Source organism: Cronbergia sp. UHCC 0137, assembly GCF_034932285.1.
Classification (GTDB): Bacteria; Cyanobacteriota; Cyanobacteriia; order Cyanobacteriales; family Nostocaceae; genus Cronbergia.
Genome location: NZ_JAYGHC010000073.1, coordinates 1 through 22,962 on the forward strand (window position 1 = coordinate 1; position 22,962 = coordinate 22,962).

17 protein-coding genes and 1 CRISPR repeat array are annotated in these 22,962 nt (G+C 37.2%); of the genes, 14 read left to right on the forward strand and 3 right to left on the reverse strand.

Going from position 1 to position 22,962, the window contains the following annotated elements; translation table 11 throughout:
- The first annotated feature begins 89 nt into the window (after window positions 1-89).
- Both VB711_RS24090 and VB711_RS24095 read left to right on the forward strand, forming a co-directional pair.
- A complete protein-coding gene (locus VB711_RS24090) occupies window positions 90-332 on the forward strand; it encodes a C-terminal helicase domain-containing protein (protein WP_323288938.1) in 243 nt (80 codons plus the stop codon).
- Window positions 333-914: 582 nt separating this feature from the next.
- Window positions 915-1,475, forward strand: coding sequence for a hypothetical protein (locus VB711_RS24095; protein WP_323288939.1), 561 nt, complete (start codon window positions 915-917; stop codon window positions 1,473-1,475).
- A gap of 32 nt (window positions 1,476-1,507) precedes the next feature.
- Here VB711_RS24095 and VB711_RS24100 read toward each other — a convergent pair whose 3' ends face one another.
- Window positions 1,508-5,308, reverse strand: a complete 3,801-nt coding sequence (locus VB711_RS24100; RefSeq protein WP_323288941.1) for a CHAT domain-containing tetratricopeptide repeat protein — start codon at window positions 5,306-5,308, stop codon at window positions 1,508-1,510.
- A 10-nt stretch (window positions 5,309-5,318) separates the two neighbouring features.
- Window positions 5,319-6,086 (reverse strand): DUF4384 domain-containing protein, encoded by a 768-nt coding sequence (locus VB711_RS24105; RefSeq protein ID WP_323288942.1) that lies wholly within the window; start codon window positions 6,084-6,086, stop codon window positions 5,319-5,321.
- A 302-nt stretch (window positions 6,087-6,388) separates the two neighbouring features.
- On the opposite strand from VB711_RS24105, the gene cas1 (VB711_RS24110) reads away from it, so the two are divergent.
- The 11 genes from cas1 (VB711_RS24110) to VB711_RS24160 all read left to right on the forward strand — a co-directional run bounded on the left by cas1 (VB711_RS24110) (window position 6,389) and on the right by VB711_RS24160 (window position 21,267).
- Window positions 6,389-8,395 carry a CRISPR-associated endonuclease Cas1 gene (gene cas1, locus VB711_RS24110; RefSeq protein WP_323288943.1) on the forward strand — a complete coding sequence of 669 codons (2,007 nt, stop codon included), beginning with the start codon at window positions 6,389-6,391 and terminating at the stop codon, window positions 8,393-8,395.
- 210 nt (window positions 8,396-8,605) lie between these two features.
- Window positions 8,606-10,519: direct repeats of the CRISPR family, unit length 35 nt; unit sequence CTTTTAACTTCTTAGAAAGTTGAACTAATGGAAAC.
- 333 nt (window positions 10,520-10,852) lie between these two features.
- Window positions 10,853-11,884 (forward strand): CRISPR-associated endonuclease Cas1, encoded by a 1,032-nt coding sequence (gene cas1 / locus VB711_RS24115; RefSeq protein WP_323288944.1) that lies wholly within the window; start codon window positions 10,853-10,855, stop codon window positions 11,882-11,884.
- Between the two features lie 2 nt (window positions 11,885-11,886).
- Complete coding sequence (cas2, locus tag VB711_RS24120) at window positions 11,887-12,165, forward strand: CRISPR-associated endonuclease Cas2 (protein ID WP_323288945.1); 279 nt, start codon at window positions 11,887-11,889, stop codon at window positions 12,163-12,165.
- A 215-nt stretch (window positions 12,166-12,380) separates the two neighbouring features.
- Window positions 12,381-12,641, forward strand: coding sequence for a hypothetical protein (locus tag VB711_RS24125; RefSeq protein WP_323288946.1), 261 nt, complete (start codon window positions 12,381-12,383; stop codon window positions 12,639-12,641).
- Window positions 12,642-12,984: 343 nt separating this feature from the next.
- Window positions 12,985-13,281 (forward strand): hypothetical protein, encoded by a 297-nt coding sequence (locus tag VB711_RS24130; protein WP_323288947.1) that lies wholly within the window; start codon window positions 12,985-12,987, stop codon window positions 13,279-13,281.
- Between the two features lie 139 nt (window positions 13,282-13,420).
- Window positions 13,421-13,594, forward strand: coding sequence for a hypothetical protein (locus VB711_RS24135; protein ID WP_323288948.1), 174 nt, complete (start codon window positions 13,421-13,423; stop codon window positions 13,592-13,594).
- A gap of 352 nt (window positions 13,595-13,946) precedes the next feature.
- Window positions 13,947-17,051, forward strand: coding sequence for a type III-B CRISPR-associated protein Cas10/Cmr2 (locus VB711_RS24140; protein WP_323288949.1), 3,105 nt, complete (start codon window positions 13,947-13,949; stop codon window positions 17,049-17,051).
- 3 nt (window positions 17,052-17,054) lie between these two features.
- The gene (locus tag VB711_RS24145) at window positions 17,055-18,245 is read left to right on the forward strand and encodes a type III-B CRISPR module-associated Cmr3 family protein (RefSeq protein ID WP_323288950.1); all 1,191 of its coding nucleotides are present in this window, start codon (window positions 17,055-17,057) and stop codon (window positions 18,243-18,245) included.
- The gene (locus VB711_RS24150; protein WP_323288952.1) at window positions 18,238-19,134 is read left to right on the forward strand and encodes an RAMP superfamily CRISPR-associated protein; all 897 of its coding nucleotides are present in this window, start codon (window positions 18,238-18,240) and stop codon (window positions 19,132-19,134) included. The genes VB711_RS24145 and VB711_RS24150 overlap by 8 nt, the downstream gene beginning before the upstream one ends.
- Window positions 19,135-19,136: 2 nt before the next feature.
- Entirely contained in the window at window positions 19,137-19,526 is a 390-nt protein-coding gene (locus VB711_RS24155; protein ID WP_323288954.1) for a hypothetical protein, read from the forward strand.
- A gap of 34 nt (window positions 19,527-19,560) precedes the next feature.
- Window positions 19,561-21,267, forward strand: a complete 1,707-nt coding sequence (locus tag VB711_RS24160) for an RAMP superfamily CRISPR-associated protein (RefSeq protein ID WP_323288955.1) — start codon at window positions 19,561-19,563, stop codon at window positions 21,265-21,267.
- A 46-nt stretch (window positions 21,268-21,313) separates the two neighbouring features.
- On the opposite strand, the gene VB711_RS24165 is transcribed toward VB711_RS24160, so the two are convergent.
- A complete protein-coding gene (locus VB711_RS24165; protein ID WP_323288956.1) occupies window positions 21,314-22,159 on the reverse strand; it encodes a hypothetical protein in 846 nt (281 codons plus the stop codon).
- 161 nt (window positions 22,160-22,320) lie between these two features.
- Here VB711_RS24165 and VB711_RS24170 point away from each other — a divergent pair, with 161 nt between their 5' ends.
- Window positions 22,321-22,887: an S-layer homology domain-containing protein gene (locus VB711_RS24170; RefSeq protein ID WP_323288957.1), complete on the forward strand. Its 567-nt coding sequence runs from the start codon at window positions 22,321-22,323 to the stop codon at window positions 22,885-22,887.
- Window positions 22,888-22,962 lie beyond the last annotated feature (75 nt).

Genomic DNA, 22,962 nt, shown 5'->3' on the forward strand with positions numbered 1-22,962 from the left:
GCCAACAGCACCTGGCAGTTACAGTGTTTAATTTCCCCTAAAAATGACTTATTTATCAATATCCAAGCGTTAATATCTGTCTAAAGGAAGTGATTAGAATTTTAACTGGAGACAGTCCTGCTAAACAGCGAGAAGAAACAGTCAAGCATTTTTCACCTAAAGCCAATGCCAAAAGTCCTGAAGAATTAGCCACGCTACTAGAAAACCAAATTGATATTCTCATTTGTACAGACGTGCTTTCAGAAGGTCAAAACCTCCAAGATGCCGGGGTGTTAGTAAATTATGATTTACATTGGAATCCAGTCAGAATGATTCAGAGGGCGGGACGATGATTCGATAGATGGAATATGGATTTATAAAAAGGATATAGGTAAAGAGATGATATCTTTCACTGGAGACTTTGCTGAAAAACAATTTAATTTAATGCGAAGTAATTAAAAACTTTAATCGTCAATTTCAATTTAAAAGTTAAATGCGATCGCCCCCTTAACGTCAATACAGTTTCAGGGGTTCTACCAAATTTCGTTCTTGAGGGAAATTAAAGGATGGGATATTAGGCGATCGCTCCCCATTCTCAAGGGAAACCAGAACCACTAACAGCATCAATCATCAATCAGAGGTAATGACCATGCCATTAATTCAGCAAATACAGTATCAGGCGTTCTACCGGATTCCGTTCTTGAGGGAAAAAAGGATAAGAGCGATCGCTTACTTCACGGATAAATAAGAGTGATCGCCCCTTCTACACCATCAAATCCTTGAGGAAAAACCACAAAAAATAATCAGTATATTGGTTATTTCAAGGCAATCCCAAATATTACCGAATCATGGACGGCATTAAAGACTTTGAGCAGATGTTATGGTTATGGTACTAATTTTGAAACAAATTTCAATAATGTCAAAGGATAAATAACATGAAACTTCAGAAACTCACCAACATAATATTAATCAGCACATTGGTATTAACACCAATAGTTTATCAGACTATTAACATATCTAAAACCATAGCAGCAAACAACATAAATAATACTAAACAAAACATCCGTTCTCAATTCAAAACCTATACTTTAAATAGAACCATTTCCATAAGCTACCCATCAAAATGGCTATTTTTCAAAGCTGATGATAATTATGTATATGTGACTAATAAGCAACCTAAGTTTACAGAATTTTGGCCTTATGGCTTTATCAAAACAGATATTGCTATTGAACCAGCGTCTTTAAAAGATAGATTAAAATATTATACCAGTACCAATGAACTTGTAACAGGTATTTTAAAAGTTGAAAACATCAGAATTAATAATCGAGACGGTTACAGAATTTTGTCAACAAATGGTGAAATAAATATCATTTCTACCATAGGTTATGTTTCTGCAAATAGAACCGTCAGTATAAATACTTTTCATAATGCGAAGAACACTAAAATTTTGCCTACAGTATATAAAATTCATAATTCCTTAAAAGTGTTAAAATAAAACGAAATTATTGAGGAGCATCCCATATTGTACTAAATCACCAACTGATCTGTTTCTCCCTGACAAATCCAAGCTCCCCAATAAAAAGGATGCTCTAGAGGGGTGTCATATTCTTGACAACTAATTTTGCTATCTACGGTTAATTCTCTTACATCTAATAATGTTTTTAATACTTCCAAACCTAAAGCAGATTTTCGTAATTCTTTAACAGTAATGTTGCGTATATAATTCTGAGCAGAATGTAGAGCCTCAGCCCGATCCATGCCAGACTGCAAGTTATCAAAGAAACGCTCCATTAGCAGAGCCGTAGCTTTGTCAGGAACTGGCCACAGGCTCATAACTAAGGTTTTTGAACCTGCCACTGCAAAAGCGCGACGTAATCCAAACACACCTTCGCCAATCTGAATATCTCCTCTAGCCGTATCGCAAGCAGAAAGAACCGTCAATTCATTTGCCCACAAATCTAAACTAGCAATATCTTGAGCAAACACAAAGCCTTTACCTGCATCTTTTGGGAGCTTACCACCAGATAACCAAGTATTAGCACCAGCTAACGCCAACCCAGAACGCAACATGGGATTTTCTACTTTAATTTTTCGCAGATGTTCCATACTTAATAAGTTACCTTTCTTGGTAACTGGTTGTGACTCAGAATTGCTTTGGAATAAGCCATGAGTCGCAATTAGCATAATACTGGGACACTTGCTACTTGTCAGGCGGGTTTCTAGTGCCTCTGCGCCTAAGTATAGTTTGGCATTTGGGAGTTTTTTTGCCACACTTTCTCCTAAAAACCTCGTTCCAGGAGCGCGGGACAAGCCTTTTGTGATGAGAGTAGTAAGTAATTCTGGTATTGGTTGTCTAGGTATATCGCTAGTATTTCTATCTGTATTTGCATCTACTGTTAAATCTGCTGTTAAATCAAAATCAGGATCGGCAATAATTAATGGTGCAGAAATGGAACCTGTTGGTGGCTTAACTTTGCTACGGAGAATTTCTCTCCCCACACTAAGATAACTGATGATATACTCATCCATTAATAGACGTGACCCTGTAGTACCAAAAGGCAAGATTTGAAATGGTACTAAGTTTAAATTACTATCAGGTGCAATAATTAGATGTCTGCAATCTTTCACTAAGTCACGAATGGGGTGGAAAAGTGCTTGACTAAGTTTAATAGCAGGTGTGGAATTATATGGTTTAATTTGTAGCTTTGGTATCTGACTATTTTTACTCCAAGCTAATGTGGGTTCGGTATAGTCGGATGCTTGTAAGCGCAATACCTGAATTAGTGAATCAATGGTTTCTGCTGCTCCTAAATCTACCATTTTTATGGTATCTGGTTGCCCGCTTCTGAAAACAAAGGCTAAGTATCGAGGCGGATGCCATTGTGTTTCCCCCTGTGCCTGGATTGCTGCAAAATCAAATACATCGAAGCGCACAAACTCGACTAAAATTGAATCAATAGGTAATGCTTTGGCGATCGCGAAGCGCTGCTGTGAAGCACAGTTCGCCTGACGATCAAAATTTGACTCAAACAACTGAATTTCTGGCACTTGCAACGCTAGTTGTTTTTGTAAATAATTGTATTGAGATTGTAATTGTGCTAAACTTTCTCTGTAATTTGAAAACTTATGTACTTCCGTAGCTCCAGCTTGGGGAACAGAAAAAGTTAAGTGTATAAGTTGGGTGTTTAAATCACGCAAATGATGCAACTGTGCCTGTAATTGCGGATAACGTCCACTGTAGAGTGCTGCGTTTTGAGATGCCAAGGCCGATGCAGTTAAAGCTTTACGTTGTAAGACAAAATCGAATGCTGCAAGTTTTGCACTATCTAAATTAAATAGGTGTTTGTTGACTAGAGAGAGAAAGAGATCAAAATCGTTTCTGATTTTTTTCAAGAAGGCCAGGCGATCGCTTTCAGAACTAAACGCAAATATATTCCGAATCATCTTGTTGTTAATTTTACTACCTTGGATACGACATAACAAAGATTCATCAGGACGATTAGTAGCAGCTAATAGAGTAGCCAAATTATTTAAACTAAATGCTACATCAGGATGTTCCTCTCCTAACAAACGCTTTCTCATTGCCAAGGTTTCTAAATACTTCTGTTCTGCTTCTTGGTAGCGTCCCAAAGAAAAGTACAATTCTCCCAAATTATTTAAACTATTAGCAATTTGTATGTGTTCTTCACCTAATAATAATTTCCTGAGTTTTAATGTTTCTAAATGTAGTTTTTCAGCTTCTTGATAACGTCCTTGAAAGTCATAAATAACAGCTAAATTATTCATGCTACTAGCTACGTGTGGGTGTTTATGTCCAAACACATTTTTAATAATTTTCAAAGCTTCTAAAAGTAATGACTCTGACTGATCATATTGATACAAATCATCATATAATACTGCCAAATTATTGAGATTAGTTGCAACAAAGGGGTGATGCTCTCCTAATAAGCGTTTTCTCATTGCCAAACCCTCTAGATGCAATTGTTCTGATTCCGAGTATCGTCCTTGTATGCGGTAAAGTGCTGCTATCTGGTTTAAAGTATCAGCAATAACTGGATGCTCATTACCTAAGAGATTTTTTTGGATTTCTAAAGCTTTGAGATATTTTTGTTCTGCTTCAGAATAATCTCCTTGTGCTTCATCAAGTCCTGCCATATTATTTAAAAGATTAGCAATCGACTGATGTTTTTTTCCTAATGATCTCTCCAGCATTGGTAATGCTTGTGAATATTGTTCCTTTGCCTCCATATAACGTCCTTGATATGTAAAAACTACTGCCAGATTACTTAAACTCTCAGCAATATCAGGGTGTTCCCAACTAAACAAACGCTTTCTCAGATCATAAGCTTCTAAATACTTCTGTTCAGCTACTAAATAGTTGCCTTGAATTAGATAAACTTCTCCTAAATGATCCAAAGTATTGGCAATATCAGAATGTTCTTCACTTAGCAGACGCTTTCTCATTGACAAGACATCTAAATACTTTTTCTCTGCATCTAGGTAAGATCCTTGTTCTTGATAAACTTCGGCAATATTACTTAAGATAGATGCTATATATGGATGTTCCTCACCCAGATTTATTTGACATATTTCTAAGGCTTCTAAAAACTTGCTTTTAGCTTCTAAATAACGTCCTTGGGCATCGTATACTTTTCCTAAATTATTTAGACTGGAAGCAATATCAAGATGTCCTTCTCCAAACAATCGAGTTTTCATTGCCAACGCTTCCAAGTGCATTTGTTCTGCATTAGAATAGCGTCCTGTTGATGTATAAAGAGCCGCTAAGTTAGTTAAAGATTGAGCAATATCAGGATGTTCATTACCAAATAAACTCCTTCGCATAGTTAAGGCTTCTAAATGCACTTGTTCAGCTTTTAAATATTGTCCTTGTTCTCGATAAATTTCCGCTAGATTGTTTAAAGTAGTAGCAACTTCAAAATCTTCTTCTCCAAAACATATTTTCCACAATTCTAAAGCTTCTAAAAATAGTTCTGCTGCTGCTGGATAGTTACCTTGAGCATGATAAAGTGCTGCCAAATTATTTAAAGATTGAGCTACATCAGGATGTTCATCACCAAAAAGTTTTTTTCTAATATTTAAAGCTTGTAAGTATAAAGGCTTTGCTTCCAAGTAATGTCCTTGAATCCGATGTAATTCTGCTAGGTTATTCAAGCTGTCACAATATGCAGGATTCTCTGTTAACTGCTGATTTACACCTATATTTACAACTTGTTGAGCAATAGTCATAGCTTGTTTTAAATCACCCTGTCCAGCTAGTTCTACGACTTTTAAATTAAGTTGAATTAATTGGTTAATAATTTGTTCCATAATGTGTTTTTTACTTTACCTCATATTCTGTATACATAACTCTACAGTCTTTATCATTGCTGATAAAACTGAATAATTGACTGAGATGGTTTTCTGTTAATTCCAATGGTTCATCATTTTCTTGAGGCAACCAATTTAAATTAGGTATTTCTTCTGTAATTACTGCAAAAATTATTTCTTTACCTGGTTCACCTTCAATCTTAAAAGACTTCATAGGTGCATCTTCTTGTGGTAAAACTGTTTTACCCTGATTCAATTGTGCTTGTGGTGCAAAACACGAAGGACAAAAACAGTAAATTTTCCCAGAAGTATCTTTTTGTATAAGTAATAAATATCCTGAACTTTCTAGATTAATTTCAAAACGAATATGACTACCTATAGATACAGACTTTTCATATATACTATTAGTCTGCCAACTCCAAGCTAATATTTCTTCTTTAACTAACACCAAACCCATTTTTTCAGTAGGAGAACCCAATGATTGCAGTTGCTGCCAAATTTCTGCAAGGGCTGTAAGTGGCTGTTCTTGGTGTTGTACTGTTGTGATATCCAGATTAGATGATATGGCAATATCTTGCCAATCTAATTCCAGCATGGTGCAGATTTCGATGAAGATATGATAACTAATAGCTACACCGTTAAAAAATTTACTAATAGTTGCCCAAGAAGCTACATGGACATCATTAGCCAAAGTTTGTTGAGTCCAGTTTTTACGTATCAGGGCATACTTAGCTTTTTCAATACCTTTTAATGATGCTACCAGTGTCCGTTTCGCCATGATGAGAGAAAGGTAAAAGATTTTTTACATAAATTATATACAAACTTATATACCTTAAACAGAAACTTATACAGGTGCTTATATAGCTGGTAGTGAAAATTAAGTCAGAACAAGTAAAAAGTAAAAAGTGAAAAGAAATATGAAGTCACTATTTTTTGACTTTTGATTGAATTACGTATCTCGGTACAATTCCTTCTTTTAGTGGCTATCCCACCCGCAATCCGCAATCAAAGGTTTTCTGTTGTTCTTTTGCCTTTTAGCTTTTTACTTGATTCTTTTGCCTTTTAACTTTTGACTTAATCATGTTTACCATCGAACAACTGTATTTCGCTTGGAGTCAAGTTCGTGTGGGAAGTCGCAGTGCTGGTGTAGATGGAATTAGTGTTGATTTGTTCGCAGCATCAGTTGATGAACAGTTAACTATTCTGTTGCGTCAATTACAACAAGAATCTTATCATCCTAGCCCCGCTAAAGGATTTTATTTAACTAAAAAAACTGGAGGTAAGCGTTTAGTTGGTATTGCAACTGTGCAAGATAGAATTGTGCAACGTCTGATTTTAGAGGAGTTGTATTTCCCTCTTGAAGAAACACTTGTTGATTGTAGCTATGCTTATCGTCCAGGGCGAAATATTCAACAAGCTGTACAACAATTGTTTTCTTACTATCAGTATCGTCCTACTTGGATTATCAAAGCTGATATTGCTCAGTTTTTTGATAATTTATGTTGGGCTTTGCTCTTAACTAATTTAGAAGCTTTGCAGTTGGAAAGTAGAATATTGCAGTTACTGGAACAGCAATTAAAAGCTGGAATTATTATTGCTGGCAAACACATTAATTTTGGTAAAGGTGTGTTGCAAGGTGGGATAATTTCTGGTGCATTAGCTAATTTATATTTGACGGTTTTTGATAGGAAATGCCTGAGTAATGGAATTAATTTAGTCAGGTATGGAGATGATTTTGCGGTTGCTTGTAGTAGTTGGAAGGAAGCTAACCGTATCCTCGATAAAATCATAGCTTGGTTGGGAGAACTTTATCTCACTTTGCAACCTGAAAAAACACAGATTTTTGCACCCAATGAAGAACTGAAATTTTTGGGCTATCGCTTTGCTAATGGGAAGGTTTATGCGCCACCACCACCAGAACCCAAGCTGGAAGGAGAATGGTTAGCTAATGCTTCGGGTACGCCTTATTTTCGTCCCAAGGAACGACCATTAAAATTTGTTTCTCGTCCACCAAAGGCTTGTGATATCAGCAAGCCCGTAAGTTTTCCCCGCGCCCCCATATCTCATCTTTGGCAGGAATCTATGACTACATTATATATCACGGATCAAGGTGCTTATTTAAGTGCCAAAAATCAACAGTTCCAGGTTTATTATCAACAGGAATTAAGAATTAAAATTCCTGTTATGCGAGTGACAAATATTGTGTTATTTGGTTGTTGTAATGTTTCTCATGGTGCGGTGAGTGTTGCACTACACCGACGGATTCCAATCATGTATTTGTCACAGAAGGGCAGATATTTTGGTAGGTTACAGACTGAAGGAATGGCAAAAGTTGAATATTTAGCGCGTCAAGTAGAGTGTTCACAAAGTTCTGAATTTACCAAGAAGCAAGCAGAGGCTATAGTACGAGCAAAATTGCATAATTCAAGAATTATGTTGATGCGATTAAACCGACGAGTGAAATCTGAAAAGGCTACTCAAGCCATTGCTCAAATAGAATTGTTTATGGATAAATTACCATTTTCTGAAGATGTGAATATGTTGCGTGGTTATGAGGGGATAGCTGCAACAACATATTTTCAAGCTTTGGGTTCGTTGGTGACAGGAAAATTTACATTTGAGAAGCGGACAAAACGACCTCCTACTGATCCGATTAATAGTATGTTGAGTTTGGGATACACATTATTAAGTCAAAATGTGCATTCGTTAATTCAGGCGGTAGGTTTACATACTCACTTTGGAAACTTGCACGTACCCCGTGATAATCATCCAGCTTTAGTATCTGATTTAATGGAAGAGTTTCGGGCTTTGGTTGTTGATTCTCTGGTAATATATCTAGTAAATCGAAACCTGTTTACAATTGACGATTTTACCTCACCAGATGAACGTAATGGAGTGTATTTTCAACCTCATGCACTCAAAAAGTTTCTCAAGCATTGGGAGGAAAAGCTACAAACAGAAGTAACTCATCCTCATACGGATTGTAAATTGCCTTATCGCCGTTGTATCGAGTTACAGGTGCGAGAATATATTGCTTGTTTAATGGGTGAGGTTGAGGTGTATCGTCCGATGATTTGGGATAAATAAAACTTATCTTTTGACTTGTTTCGGGGCTGAAGCCCAAAGCCCCAAACCCTGATTCTTTCGTTGGCAGCCCCGGCAGGGTTACACAGTAATGGTTTCAGTCTTTTCTATCCAGGGTTATTCTCAATTTAGGCTCTTGATTTTGAATAAATTTGACAAGCCCCGAAAATCTGCTGTAGGATTTCCACCAGGTAAGGCTTTCATAGCCTAGCCCTTTTAACTTCTTAGAAAGTTGAACTAATGGAAACTTTCGCTGGGGGTTAATAATTCACACCGTTCTGGAGTCTTTTAACTTCTTAGAAAGTTGAACTAATGGAAACTAAGCATCTTTCATGCAGTTAATTATAAAAAAACTACCTTTTAACTTCTTAGAAAGTTGAACTAATGGAAACAAGTTTGCTCCAGTAGGCGTGAAATTAAATGTAACTCTTTTAACTTCTTAGAAAGTTGAACTAATGGAAACAAAAGACAAACTCTTGCAACGTAATAAGCAAGAATTTCTTTTAACTTCTTAGAAAGTTGAACTAATGGAAACAACCAAACTTTCTTGAGGAATGATTATAGCAGAATCAAAGCTTTTAACTTCTTAGAAAGTTGAACTAATGGAAACTTGAACCACACAAAAAGCGAAACCAAACCTGATGCAATAAGCTTTTAACTTCTTAGAAAGTTGAACTAATGGAAACTTTAGGTTTTCCTTTATTTCGTCAGAAACAGTTTCAGCTTTTAACTTCTTAGAAAGTTGAACTAATGGAAACTCGTCAGTTCCTTCATTCTCATCTATGTCAAAATAAAACCTTTTAACTTCTTAGAAAGTTGAACTAATGGAAACAAGACTGGTTCTGGTTCTTCAGGAATACAGACCGAGGCTTTTAACTTCTTAGAAAGTTGAACTAATGGAAACAAGACCTGTGTCTTCTAAGTTTGCAACTACCCTATAACTTTTAACTTCTTAGAAAGTTGAACTAATGGAAACGTTTTATTATACCCATTGAATTTTTGCACAAACCCTGTTCTTTTAACTTCTTAGAAAGTTGAACTAATGGAAACCTTCCTGAGTTTCCTCAGCTTCCTCCGTTTGAACGACTTTTAACTTCTTAGAAAGTTGAACTAATGGAAACCAGCAGTTGCTTGTCAGGAATATTATTAAGTTGCAATAACCTTTTAACTTCTTAGAAAGTTGAACTAATGGAAACCATTCCCCCAACTTGTTAGCTTACTCACGGGGATCATCTTTTAACTTCTTAGAAAGTTGAACTAATGGAAACCTATCTGATGTAGTTGTCTCGTTGATTACGCCTGTTAGCTTTTAACTTCTTAGAAAGTTGAACTAATGGAAACTTGTTGTTGTTCTTTTTCTTGATAAGAAGTGAAAACACTTTTAACTTCTTAGAAAGTTGAACTAATGGAAACCCTAAAAATGGAACAGAAGCAGATTGTTTGACAACTTCTTTTAACTTCTTAGAAAGTTGAACTAATGGAAACTAGACATAACAATCAATCTCCAAAACTAAAAGTAAAACTTTTAACTTCTTAGAAAGTTGAACTAATGGAAACTTTTGCTCTTTCCATGTTCGGGTTACCCAAACTTTACTTTTAACTTCTTAGAAAGTTGAACTAATGGAAACCTCATCCCTGTCCCAATTTTTGGTTATTGCATTCCAGCTTTTAACTTCTTAGAAAGTTGAACTAATGGAAACTTTGGTGCTAATATTAGCACCAGGATAAAAATTATCTTTTAACTTCTTAGAAAGTTGAACTAATGGAAACTACACCTTTCAAGTGACTCAGGAGGCATAAACTCCTCTTTTAACTTCTTAGAAAGTTGAACTAATGGAAACTGTAATCATACGATTTGCAGCTTTTTCTGCTGCTTCTTCTTTTAACTTCTTAGAAAGTTGAACTAATGGAAACTTGTTTTTGAAAATGTCAACTGTTGAGCGATTTAACTTTTAACTTCTTAGAAAGTTGAACTAATGGAAACTTGCTAATGTCCTAAATTAACGGCGGTGATTTCTGCCTTTTAACTTCTTAGAAAGTTGAACTAATGGAAACCGAACTAAAATATTTGTCAATATGCTTGTAACCACGTCTTTTAACTTCTTCGGAAGTGGAATTAATGGAAACTATGGAAACCAGATGCGGAAGAATCGGTCTGCGTAAACCTTGAAATTTCTTTGGAAGTTGAATTAAAGAATACAAGCCATGAACCCTAGATCCCCGACTTCTTTGAGAAGTCGGGGATATTTTTTAGCGTAAATTATTAAATTATTAATTATTCAAGTTAGATGCAGAATAAAACTTATATACAAACTTATATACAAATGAATTTGAATTATATATTAGGTTATATATTCATCTGAGAGTATGTAATTAAGTAAAAAGTAAAGCCAACAAAAAACAAGAATATCCCACCATCCTTCAACTTTTTACTTCTTAACCTTTTACTTAATTCTAACCATGTCCACAATTTATATCACCGAACAAGATGCAAACCTTCAAATCCAACACCATTATTTAAAGGTGTTCCATCAACAAAAACAATGTGTAAGTCTTCGGATAAGCAACGTCAGCCAAATCATTCTTTTTGGTAACATTACCCTACCAAAAGAAATCATTAAAGTTGTAGTTGATTATCAAATTCCCGTCTTGTACATAACTCCATTTGGCGAAATTATTGGTAGATTAGAAAACACATCACAACGACAATATAAATATCTAACCTGTCAACGCCAGCGTATACGTGATAGAGAATTAAAGCGTGCGACAGCAGAAAGTATGATTTGGGCAAAATTGCATAATCAGCATAGATTTCTGCAAAGTTGGACTCATCATCATGCCAACTATATAATCCAACGCGCCTTAAATTATCTGACGCTATTGATAGATAATTTACCGACAGCAACATCCCTGAACGAATTGCGTGAATACAGTGAAGAAGCCGATAAAGTCTACGAAAGTGCTGTTACTTCCATTCTCAGTTTCTACAACGTATGTTCGCACATTAACCAAAAGCCCATCAATGGATTTTTGAATTTGGGTTATCAATTGCTAAACCAATACATTTACACCCTGCTTGACAGTGTAGGACTTCATCCCAATTACGCAATTTTATCTCGTAACTCAGATCATGAATTGCCTTTAGCATGGGATTTGTCCGCAGAATTTCGTGCGCCAATTGTTGATGACTGCGTACTAAATTTTGTCCGAAATTTTTCTCATACTAATGGTAACGGAAAAAGCCAGTCACGAACTATCCTGCAACGTTTTCTCCAACATTGGGAAGCACAATTAAGAACTTTTGTGATACATCCTCATGCCGGAGAAGTTAGCTATCGCCAGTGTATGGATTTACAAGTGCGTGAATATATCGCGTGTTTGCTAGGCGATGTGGAATATTACCGACCTCTTGCATTTAAACATCATCCTGCATATTTTGACATTGCTGATGCTGTTGCACCAGTGCAAGTACCGTTAGCGTTGGTGAAGTAGTGATGTTTTATTTAGTATGCTACGACATTGTTAGCGATACCCGCCGCAACAAGGTAGCAAAACTCTTAGAAGCCTACGGTTTACGGGTGCAAAAATCTGTTTTTGAGTGTGTATTAGATGAGAAGCAATATACAAGTCTATCTAAATACCTGACTCGACTTGTCAATAAAGGCGAAGACCAAGTAAGATTCTATCCCATGTCTGCCCACACTCGTTGCAAAATAGCAGTTGTAGGAATGCAACCTGAGTTTGTTGTTGATGATGCGGCATTTATTGTTTAGTCGCTACAAGTTTTACACAGTATTTACTAAGATTAATATACCAAAATGACTGCTTGGCAAAAAGAGCGATCTCCTCCTGCTGCGTGACCAAATTTAAGTGATGAATGAAGTCGAAAATCGAAGGTAGAAAGTGATGAATCAAACACTTTTGACCTACTATTTCCTACTGCGTGACTATATCTGCGCTTGAGTCTAGTTAGATATTCACGTAAAGAATGAATATCAAATTCCGTCTCATTTTTACTTCCAAAGCTCAAAAACAACTTGACGCATTAGCTCATCAAGACCGTAAGCAATATCATAAGGCTTTTCAAATTTTATCAGAATCTGGTTCATCCTATCGCAGTTTAAGAACCCATCGTTATCAAACCAAAAGCAGTGATATCTGGAGTTCTTCTGCATCAATGGCGAAAAGATTCTATTGGCATTTTTCGGAGGAACACACAATTGTAGTCACACACTTAGATTCACACTAATCAAGTAAAAAGATAAAAGTCAAAAGATAATCATCTGGAGAAATTTTGATATACCCCATTCATTTTGAAAACTTGAGTTTTTTCTATGGCGAAAACTATAGTTTACAACTTAGAGGATGTTTAAACAGTGGTGGGTGATGTATTAAAAACGTTAGATCCTCCTAAATCCTCCTTAAAAAGGAGGACTTTGATTCCGGTTCTCCCCTTTTTAAGGGTGGATAGGGGGGATCTTGATACAACAGTAGACTTGTTCATTCATCCTCTTAGACGGGGTTTAGTTATATAGACGTTTCTTCCTACTTCTGTCTCTTTCTTTTTACCTTTTACTTTTTAACTTATTCCTATGCCTAACCCTCGTCCATTACAAATGCGAGAATTACGGCTAATTTCAATGTATAGCCATTGGGAATTTGGCATGACACCACAGCAATTTTACTCTAAATGGGCAGTTAGCTATGAGCAAATAGCCCTGATATGTTCTCGTTCTGATTCTACTGTTAGGGGCTGGTTTAGAAATGGACGTAATCGGCGTTACCCAACACCTAATGATTTACTTCATCTAGGATTTATGGATTTTTTGCTGGAACATTACGAGGAGATTCCTGAGCATATACAAAGCTTATTGCGCTTTGATTGTTGATAGTATTTTACATACACAAAAGTATTCATCTGTCAATATCATGTAGACCTGTTTTGGTATATATCTCCTAAACTAATGTGATTTTAGGCAATTCAAAAGACATTATTCAGGCAATTTTCAGCAATTGTAAGAGGTTATTATGACCTATTTTGAGCAGTTACATCCGTGGTGCATAGTTCGTAATTTCCCTAGTCAAGATTGCGTAGTAGTAGCGAGATTTCGTTGTTACAATGATGCAACTGCTTACCTACAAGTGCTGCAAAGACAAGCGAATAATGTCAAGTTTGTGGTGAAATTTAATTCCCAAACCTGAATTGCTTGACTTTACAAGAAGTCGAACTAATGGAAACATTGGCATTTAACTCACGCTAGACGTGCTAAATCTCCAGTTAAAAATTATAACTGGGGATTTTTTTGGCTCTTCATCACTTACAGCGTTTCTCGGTTAAATTCAATACAATGAAGGGCGGATAAACCCTACAGGCTTGGTGATGAAGAACTGTATCTCATAATAGGCTCTGGTTGTTCCAATAGTATTGGTATGTGGAAACATTTAGATATAACTACGTGTATTTATGTAAAGATAATTTGATTTAAACATCATTTGAGAATAGTGATTGCTAAGTTAGAGTAATATTTTTTTATAGATTAAAAATTAACGCCAAATGAATTTTTATCAACGTAAGTTATATGCACTACTACAAGCACCTGAATTTGCTGATTGGGGAGATGGTGTATTATCTCAATTAGAATGTCTGAAAAATCACCATGAGGATTTAAAAACTTGGTGGAATGGAGTCAACAGCAATGTAGAAATAGGTAAACAAGCCCAAGATATCGCCTCTGCCTCAGACCGCGTTAATCTATTTCATCTAGAACGCAGCAAAAACCCACCACAAGTTACTGTGCGGCATCCGATAAGTGGGCAAAAACAGCAAGTTACAACCTTACAGCCGCCAAGTGACACACCAAATATTAGCCGAATAAAAAATGAACTCGATCCCAAAATAGTTTTCTGGTGGTTTTGGAGATTTTATCCAGAAATATTAGCAGCTACACAACCTGATGCCTTGTTATTTCCTGCACATACAGTCATCCCCGACTGTCCACTACATAGCCACCAAAGTACGGTATCAGCGTTGACAGGTGCAATGTTTCCTGAAGAGTGGGAAGAAGGAGGCTCAAAAACACCTTATTTATTAATATTTTCCTTCTCGCCAGTACAGGAATTTATCAAATCCTCGCGGAAATTCCTTGATTTTTGGGCAGGTTCATATCTACTACACTATCTCAGCAGTCGGTTATGCTGGCATATTTCCCAAGAACTAGGGCCGGATGCTGTGATTGTACCTTCCCTATGGAGTCAAGAAATAATTGATGCGTTGATTGTTCAAGAGTATCCAGATTTTATATCTGATTTTGAACATCTCCAAGAAGATAAAAAAGCCCCAGTGGGACGATTTACAGATAAAACATCTACTAGTTTAAGTACATCTGGATTTCCTAATATAATTACAGTGTTGGTTCCTGGGAAAGAGGCAGCACAGAAATTGGGAACAGAACTAAAACTAAAACTAACCGAAGAATGGGTAAAAATAGGCGAAAAAGTGCAACTTTGTATCAGAGAGAAGGTAATTGCATATTTAAAAAAGCAATCTACAAATATAGATGAAATATTAGAAGAAGCTTTTGGTGATTTAACTAAATTATCAGATGAATTTCTAGAACCCTATAGACATGAATTGAGACTTATTCAACACGAAAGCTGTTGGGAGTGGAATAAACTCTGGAATGAACAACTCAAGCATACCTGGGAACCTTACTGGGCTGCGGTTCCTTTAGGAAGTCCAGACTTACCACTAATTAAAGATAAAGAAAATAGTATTTTTGATGAAAATTGGATTAAAGTTCAGCAAGAAATCGCCCACGCATTGATAGATTTACCTTCCGAAGCTGAAGCAAATGTTTATAACACTCTGAATGTGGGGACTTGGTGGGGAAGCCTACAACAAAGATTGCGGATATGTCTAATCGCAGTCAAAAATACTCGTAATTGGCAAATCCCCACCGCACCAGGGGAACGCTCAACTATATCGGGACAATTTAGTGCTGTTCACCCCCGGTTCAACTATACCAAATTTGCAGAAGGAGCCGGGACTCATACTAGTTCAATGCGTCTATTTTGGTTACTAATATCTAAAGCATTTCCAGGATTATTTAATGGTTCTGAAAAGTTGAATGCTTTGGAACTCACCAAGCGAATGGCGTGGGTTTATGGGGGAGTTGCAGAAGAATTAGGAATTGATGTCAAAGAGATTGTCAAAAAAATTAAATCTCATCATTCAGAAGAAAAACAGAAATTTGAAGTTATCAGAGAAAATCAAGTTATTTACGAACGATTACTAAGGTTTCCTAACTTAACTTCCATTGCATCAGCCAGATTTGTACATGACCATCCAGAATTAGCTAGTAAATACTGGGAGAATCTTAACCAGAAAATTAAATTAAAGTTACCAAAATACCAGCGGTTTTTTCGATTCTTAACTAGGTTTCGTTCCTTTCAAGTTCCAAAAACAGATAGTCAGATTAATCCTCTAAATCGGTTCAGAAATAATTATAACGGTGTCATGTTCTCCAGTAAATGGTTAGCTGATGATATGGGTTTACAAGGTGCAGAAGTTCATACTCTCAGAAACATAGTTAACCAAGTACACCGCGAAACAGGTTTTGGTGACAGCAGTCCCGCAGATTGGTGGGTAATTATTCTAGCTGATGGTGATGGTATGGGCAGTTACGTTTCTGGAGAAAAGCTGAAAAAATATAAGTCCTATGTTGAAGAAGATGCTATTGATAAAACTCGTGACAATTTTGACGATCATTTATTTAATCAGTTTCTTCAGGAAACAGCTAAACGTATGGGACCAGCAACCCATGTGGGTCTTAACCGCGCTTTATTAGACTTTTCTAACCGCCTCGTCCCCTATTTAACTGAAAAACGCTTCTGTGGTCGTGTCATTTACAGTGGTGGTGATGATGTGAAAGTGGTTTTACCTTTGGAAGACTTACCAGAATATCTCTTATCATTACGTGCTGCATGGTGTGGTGGCGAAGATCCACATCAAGAATTTACTAATTCTCGCAATGATACAGAAAACAAAGTTACTGGCTATTGGCATCCTACTGACAAGGTAAAAGGATTACCCAAACGTCCTCACTTCACAATGGGAAAGGACGCAACTATGAGTGCGGGAGTGATAATTGCTCATAAAAGCGTTCCTCTCCCCACTGTTCTAGAAAGCTTATGGGAAGCAGAAGGAGAAAGGGCAAAAAAAATCCCTGGTAAAGATGGTGTTTGCTTCCGTGTAATTTACGGTGGTGGGAATCAATTAGAAGCACTCATGAAGGGTGAGTTACTAGAAACATGGTGGGAATGGGTCAAGGAATATGAAACATACAAAGAAAAACTCAGTCCCTTACTGTATAGGTTAGCCGAAGAACTTCCTCGTCGCGCTGCCATTACTGATAATTACTATTTATTCTCTAAAGCAGCTAAAGTCATCATGGACAGTCGCGATCGCAGCAAACAACTTGAGCCGACATTTGCCAAAATTGAAAAATGGTTAGATAAATGGGAAGATTGGGTAAAATCAGCCTCACAAAATAATCTTGAACTAATTGGTACTACACCAGAAGATTTAGGTAAAATTTTGAGATTTACCGCTTTTTGGATTGATAAGCGGGTAGAACGGTTACAATGGGGTGAAAAATAATATATGCAGTGGTATAAGATTACTCCTTTAGATTTACTCCTATTTCGAGATTGCAAACCCTTTAGCCCTGGTGATGGTTCATGGGCAAAAGGCTTATTTCCACCGATGCCAATTACAGTATTTCAGGCAATGCGATCGCTCCTACCACACACCAATCATGAAAACCGTACCCAGCGCAATCTAAGCTTTCTCGGACCATTTTTATTAGACAGTCAGCAGACTTTATGGCTACCCACACCCAAAGATTTAGTTTGTCTATATCCCCCAGGAGAAGACCGCAAAACTAAGAGTGATAATTGGAGTGAAATTCTAAACTTAGAACCCATTCCTAAAGATGAAGAACCATGGAAGCATTTAGCATTTGATCAAGAAGAAATCGCCCCATTAGTTCTTAATAAAAAATGGGATGGTAATATTAGCCCGCCCAAACCTTGGATAAAAGCTGAAGCACTGTTCGGTTATCTGACAGGTCAGAAAAGTAACATTAATTGTGATCAACAAGAGTCTGAAAAACCTAGCAATAGTTGGGATCAAAAAGACTTTCACCACAATCCTTGGAAGAGACAAGTGTTACCTCATATCCAAATGCAACTTGACAAGCGACAGGTTAAAGATGCTGATGGCTACTTTACCGAAGTTGCAGTCCGCCTTGAAGATGGATGGTGTTTTGTTGCGGCTTTGAGTGGTGATATTTTACCAAGTGAGAGTATTGTTCGGTTAGGAGGTGAGGGACATCGGGCTTTAGTATCGCACCTGGAGCCAAGTGCTATTTTGCAAAAACAACTTGATAATTTGATTGAAGGGGAACTAACAAGAGGCTTGGTAGACCAGATAGTTCGGAGAAACTTTGCCTATCTCCTGACACCCGGACTAGGACTATTTGAGGAAACAAGTTACAGAGCCTATCCCCAAACTTGGAAGTCAGAACTAAAAGGCTGCGCTACCGATAAAGCTTTACTATGGGGTGGTGTCTCCACATTGCGTAAAGATATAGACAGCAATAAAACAAGGGAGGAATCTGCTTTATTACCGCAAAGAGCATTTGTACCGCCGGGGACAGTATATTTATTTAATGACTCAGTATCAACAAATCGGCAACTTTTACCCAATGGGGATGTAAATTGGTTACAGACTTTTAGACAGCTTAATTATGGAAAACTTTTATGGGGAAGAAGGAATTTAATCAATGAGTGATTTTCGTACTGGATATCTTTATGCACTTGCACCAATTCATTGTGGTGGTGAAGGTGATTTAGGAAATATCTTAGATATTGTCCGCGAAGTACACACGGATTTTCCTTACATTCCCGGTTCTTCCCTTAGAGGTAGTTTGCGTTGGGATGTAAACTCTATTGATCCAGCTACCGCAGATAAACTATTTGGTAAAGAATTAAGTGCCGATGGACAAATGGGAGTTCATCAAGTTTGGTTTGGGGATGCTCGTTTATTATGGATACCAATGCGAACAATGGCAATGGGTAATCGTAATGTATTTACCTGGGTAAGCTGTCATTCACTAATCCGCGATCATGCACTACTATCTGGATTAGCAATTAGTGATTTGCCTAATCATCCTGTAGGAACTCAGGCAGGTAGTTATTACGTTGCTGATGCTCAATTGCAAGTTTCTGGACTCACGAACGAACAAAAACAAGCGATCGCACTAGCTGGAAATTGGCAGCGATCGCTCGGTAATGCAGTTCAGTCAACGTGGAATAACAACCGGATTGTCCTTCCTGATAGTGATTTTCAAACTTTGATGGAGCATTCGCTCTGGACACAAATTCGCAACAAAATTAACAAATCTGACGATAATGAAGATGATTCTGAAGGTGGTGCAGAAATATTTTGGACGGATGTTTGTATTCCCAGAGATACTATTCTTTACTACCCTTGGGGTTATAAATTAAACAAAACTAATCCTGTGGCGAAAGATGAACATGATTGTTTGATGGATGTTTTGACTGGCTTATTTCAAATCGGAGGACAGGCTAATGTCGGGCGAGGATGGGTACAGGGATGGGTCACAAATAATACTTTACCTGTACCAAAAACAAATCAACTTATCCAAGTGGGGGCATAGTCATGGTTCAGCCAGAGCAAATGAGTCTAACGGCTCATCAACATATTCAAAAATATCTTGAAACCAGCCCCAACCCTGTAATTAGCAAAGAAGAGTTAAACGCGATTTTAAGGCTATCTCAGCATTTGCGGGTGTTTGGGTTACTCTCGGCCGCTGCCTATGTCAACCAAACAAATGCTCAAGGAGGAATAGTGCGATCGCGTATTCTTCCCGTATGGAAATCGCTGCTTGGTCAACTGATCAATTCAGAAACACCACCTTCTGAAGAGGAACTGCGCGAGATAATTGTCCAAATGGCAAAAGAAGAACCAGCAAAATATATGGCAACTTGGCGCAAGTCCATGATTTTATCTAACCATTGGAATTTTTGGGCAAGAGCTTATTCTGCATAATTTAACTTTTAACTTTTAACCCTTAACTGAAGTTATGTACACTGCACCTCAACTGGTTAATTTATTAGAAAAACAACATCAACGCCGAGGAATATCGAATTTATTTAAAAAAGGGATTTTTACTCTGCAATGGAGAAGTAAAGTAGGTTCATTTCCTCATCCCGATGTAGAAACAATGGTTTCTGCGGGAGAACCTTGTGGTGCTTGGTATGTTTCTAATGGACGACCAGAAGATAAACGCGAATTAGATAAAAACTTGGCTCAAATGCCAAAACTTCCCTTGAATGGCTATATTCCTGGTTCTTCAATTCGGGGAATTGTGCGTGCATGGGCAATGAAACGCCCCAGCATTCGTAAGCAAATGTTGAATTTACTGGGATGTCAACAAGGAAATGTCATTAAAGAAGGCAAAATTGAATTTTTAGATGCTTGGACTGAAACAGCAACCAAACTTGTTTTAGATATAGTTAACCCACAGCAAAACTTCCAAGTCTATCATGAGGGGCAAGGTACGCCACTTTCAATTTACACTTTGGGAGATGGTGAGGATACTATTCCAGTGACAGTAGCAATTCGAGGGATTCTTGGTAAAGCTAGTCCTCAAGATGTACAAACAGTTTGGGAATGGGTACAGCAAGCACTTAGCTCTCATGGAGTTGGTAGTCGTACATCTGCGGGATATGGACAGATTAAAGCACCTAGCAGTTTTCAACCATCAGCACAATTGCACCAAACTGAAGATGGTTCCACTACTAAAATTTTTGAATTTAAACTCTACAGCCAAGGTTGTGCTGGTGCTGATCGAGAACAACAAGATTTTCGCCCTTCCCATTGGCGTGGTTGGTTACGTTCTTGGATATTGCGATTTTTATTGGGTGTAATGTCAAGAAATGACGCAGAAAAAACATTGTGGGAACTCATGGGAACTATAGAACCAGATACCCACAAAGGTTGTGTACAAATCTGTATGATTCCGGGGGAAGAGATTTGGGGCGATCGCTCAAGTAACCAACCCTACTTTTATGTTTGGGAGGGGAAATTACAAGTTACTGCACCAAGCGAAATTCTCAACAAAATTATTTTACCAATTATCCGATTTGCAGTTAGTACAGGCGGTGTTGGTAGAGGTTGGCGACGACCATTACATATTTTCTATATGAATAATGGCTATGCTGCCACAAGAGGAAGTCATTTAATTATTAAGCACCAAGTTACTAATCCAAAGACTAAAAATCGAGAGATACAAGTTTACAGACTGCCACCTAAGCCAGAAACTTGGACTTCTAACTATGATAATTGGTTGACTGCTGTGCGATCGCGGTGGGCTGAGAGAATCAACATTAATGCCAATCAGTCATTGGAGGCTGAGGTGTTTTCACCCCGTACTTGCGCTGTTTATATTGTTCCTGGTTGTGAAGGTAATCCCATTGATGAGAATGATTTTGAATGGCTAGAAACCGATGCGGAAGAAACTCGTGGAGAAGGTATGCACCTGATTTACGAGCCAAATTATAAACGTAATCCAGATATTGGAGGAAATGCAGCCGATAAAAATCCTCATTGTTCATGGGCAAGCATTAAGCGAATTAATATCCCCAGCCAAGAAATAGAAGTAGATTGTCAAGAAATTGTTTGCTTATTTATGGGAGGAAAATCACCTCGTTCAAATCATATCCGCGCCCATTTTCTTCAAGACTTAAACGAAATAGAGGGCAATGTACATTTATTTGGTGTTTCTTGATAAACTACTCTACTAGACAGGCGAAGGGGAAATTACCAAGAATTAGTTAAAATTTCTTCCAAGCATCAGCTACATAAGCTGAATCAACCACAGTACCGATTAAATTTACAGGGGTATTTGCTGAAGCATAGTATTTAACTTTTTGTGATAGTCGATCAATAGCATCAATTCTTTGCCTACCAGGGCGAATATAAACTACTAAAACAGCTTTATTGGGTAGTACATTAAGAACTTTTTGAAGTTGTTCTTCTACTCTTTTTTCTACTAATTCAATGATTTCTTTTTCTCCTAAAGTATTCCTCTCTGCATCTGCAACAAATTGATAATTTACCAAGTCTAGAATTACAACGTCGCCAGAAAGTTTAATGCGTTTGGCTGCGTCTACAATTCGTGCAGATTGAAACCCCCGTTGTGCCAATAGTTGATATTCTTCTGGATAATCATCTGGTATGAGTGGCTGCTGTTGTGGAATGACATAATCAATAGATATTCCTCCAACTACTTTTTCTCTCTCTAAAATTTGTTGAAGATTACTAACTTGTTGTCCCACGATTTCGCTGACTGATGTTTGTAGTCGTCGTTCAACTTCCTGACGTATTAGCTGACGTGCTTCTTTGAGACTTTGATTAAACAGGTAAACACTGATAGCTCCAGCTACTCCTAAAATTAATGCCAGTACCACAAACGAAACATTAATTGCACCAACAAAACTACCAAAACTATTATTCAAACGTGTATTAGCATCTTGTAAAAACTGGATTTGGCTTTTGAGCAATTCAATATCAGGTACTGGTGATGGATTGGGAGTTGGGGTAGGAGTTTGGGCGACGAATAACACCCGATTTTGAATTAGCCAGACTCCAGCTAAATTAGACAAATTTTGCAAGTGCATACAGAATTATTTTATTTCCAGTTTATTTTCTAGTATAGTAAAGCGATTGCTGATTATGAACTATTCTTTATATGTGCTACAGCCAGGATACCTGCAATTTGGGATACGTTGTAAACAAATATTGCAGAAAACGATTTTGCGATTTACTAACTTGCCCAACAATGGTAAAGAAAGATTCAATTTCTTGCACACTAAAGCAACTATCCACGCGATTTAGTCTCTCAAACAAAAAAGGTACAATAACAATACGTGATATAAAATCAATTCATAATAGTTCTACCTCTAATAGTAATTTTCAAAATCATTGGGCTACTGTTTATATTCAAGCCTTAGCTGCTAGAGGAATCTTTAATGGTTTTCCCACTCCCAGCTTAAATCCTGATGCTCAGATTACTCGCGCTCAGTTTGCTTTTATTATAGCTAAAGCATTTAATCCACCTGCTAAACGTCAGAGTGCGATCGCTGAAACAAAAAAAAGGATTTCTAAAGGTAGGAAAATCAAGATAAATATTAATACTTTTAATGTTGCTGAACAATATAGCGATTATCCAAAGCAACATCCTGTAGGTTATACATTTATATTTAGTGGAGCAGCAACAGAACAAGTTATGATTTCTCCTCAGTTTCTATCAATTATTAGTAAACAACAAACTAAAAGTGAGGCTACTTTACAAGGAATAAAAGGATCGCTATTGATAAATTTTGCGTTGATCTTCTCTTTACTCTGATGTCAAGTATTAATTTTAAGCGTTGCTTAGTTGAAATATGAATCTTAGATGTAGAGCCGATAATCCCTACATGAT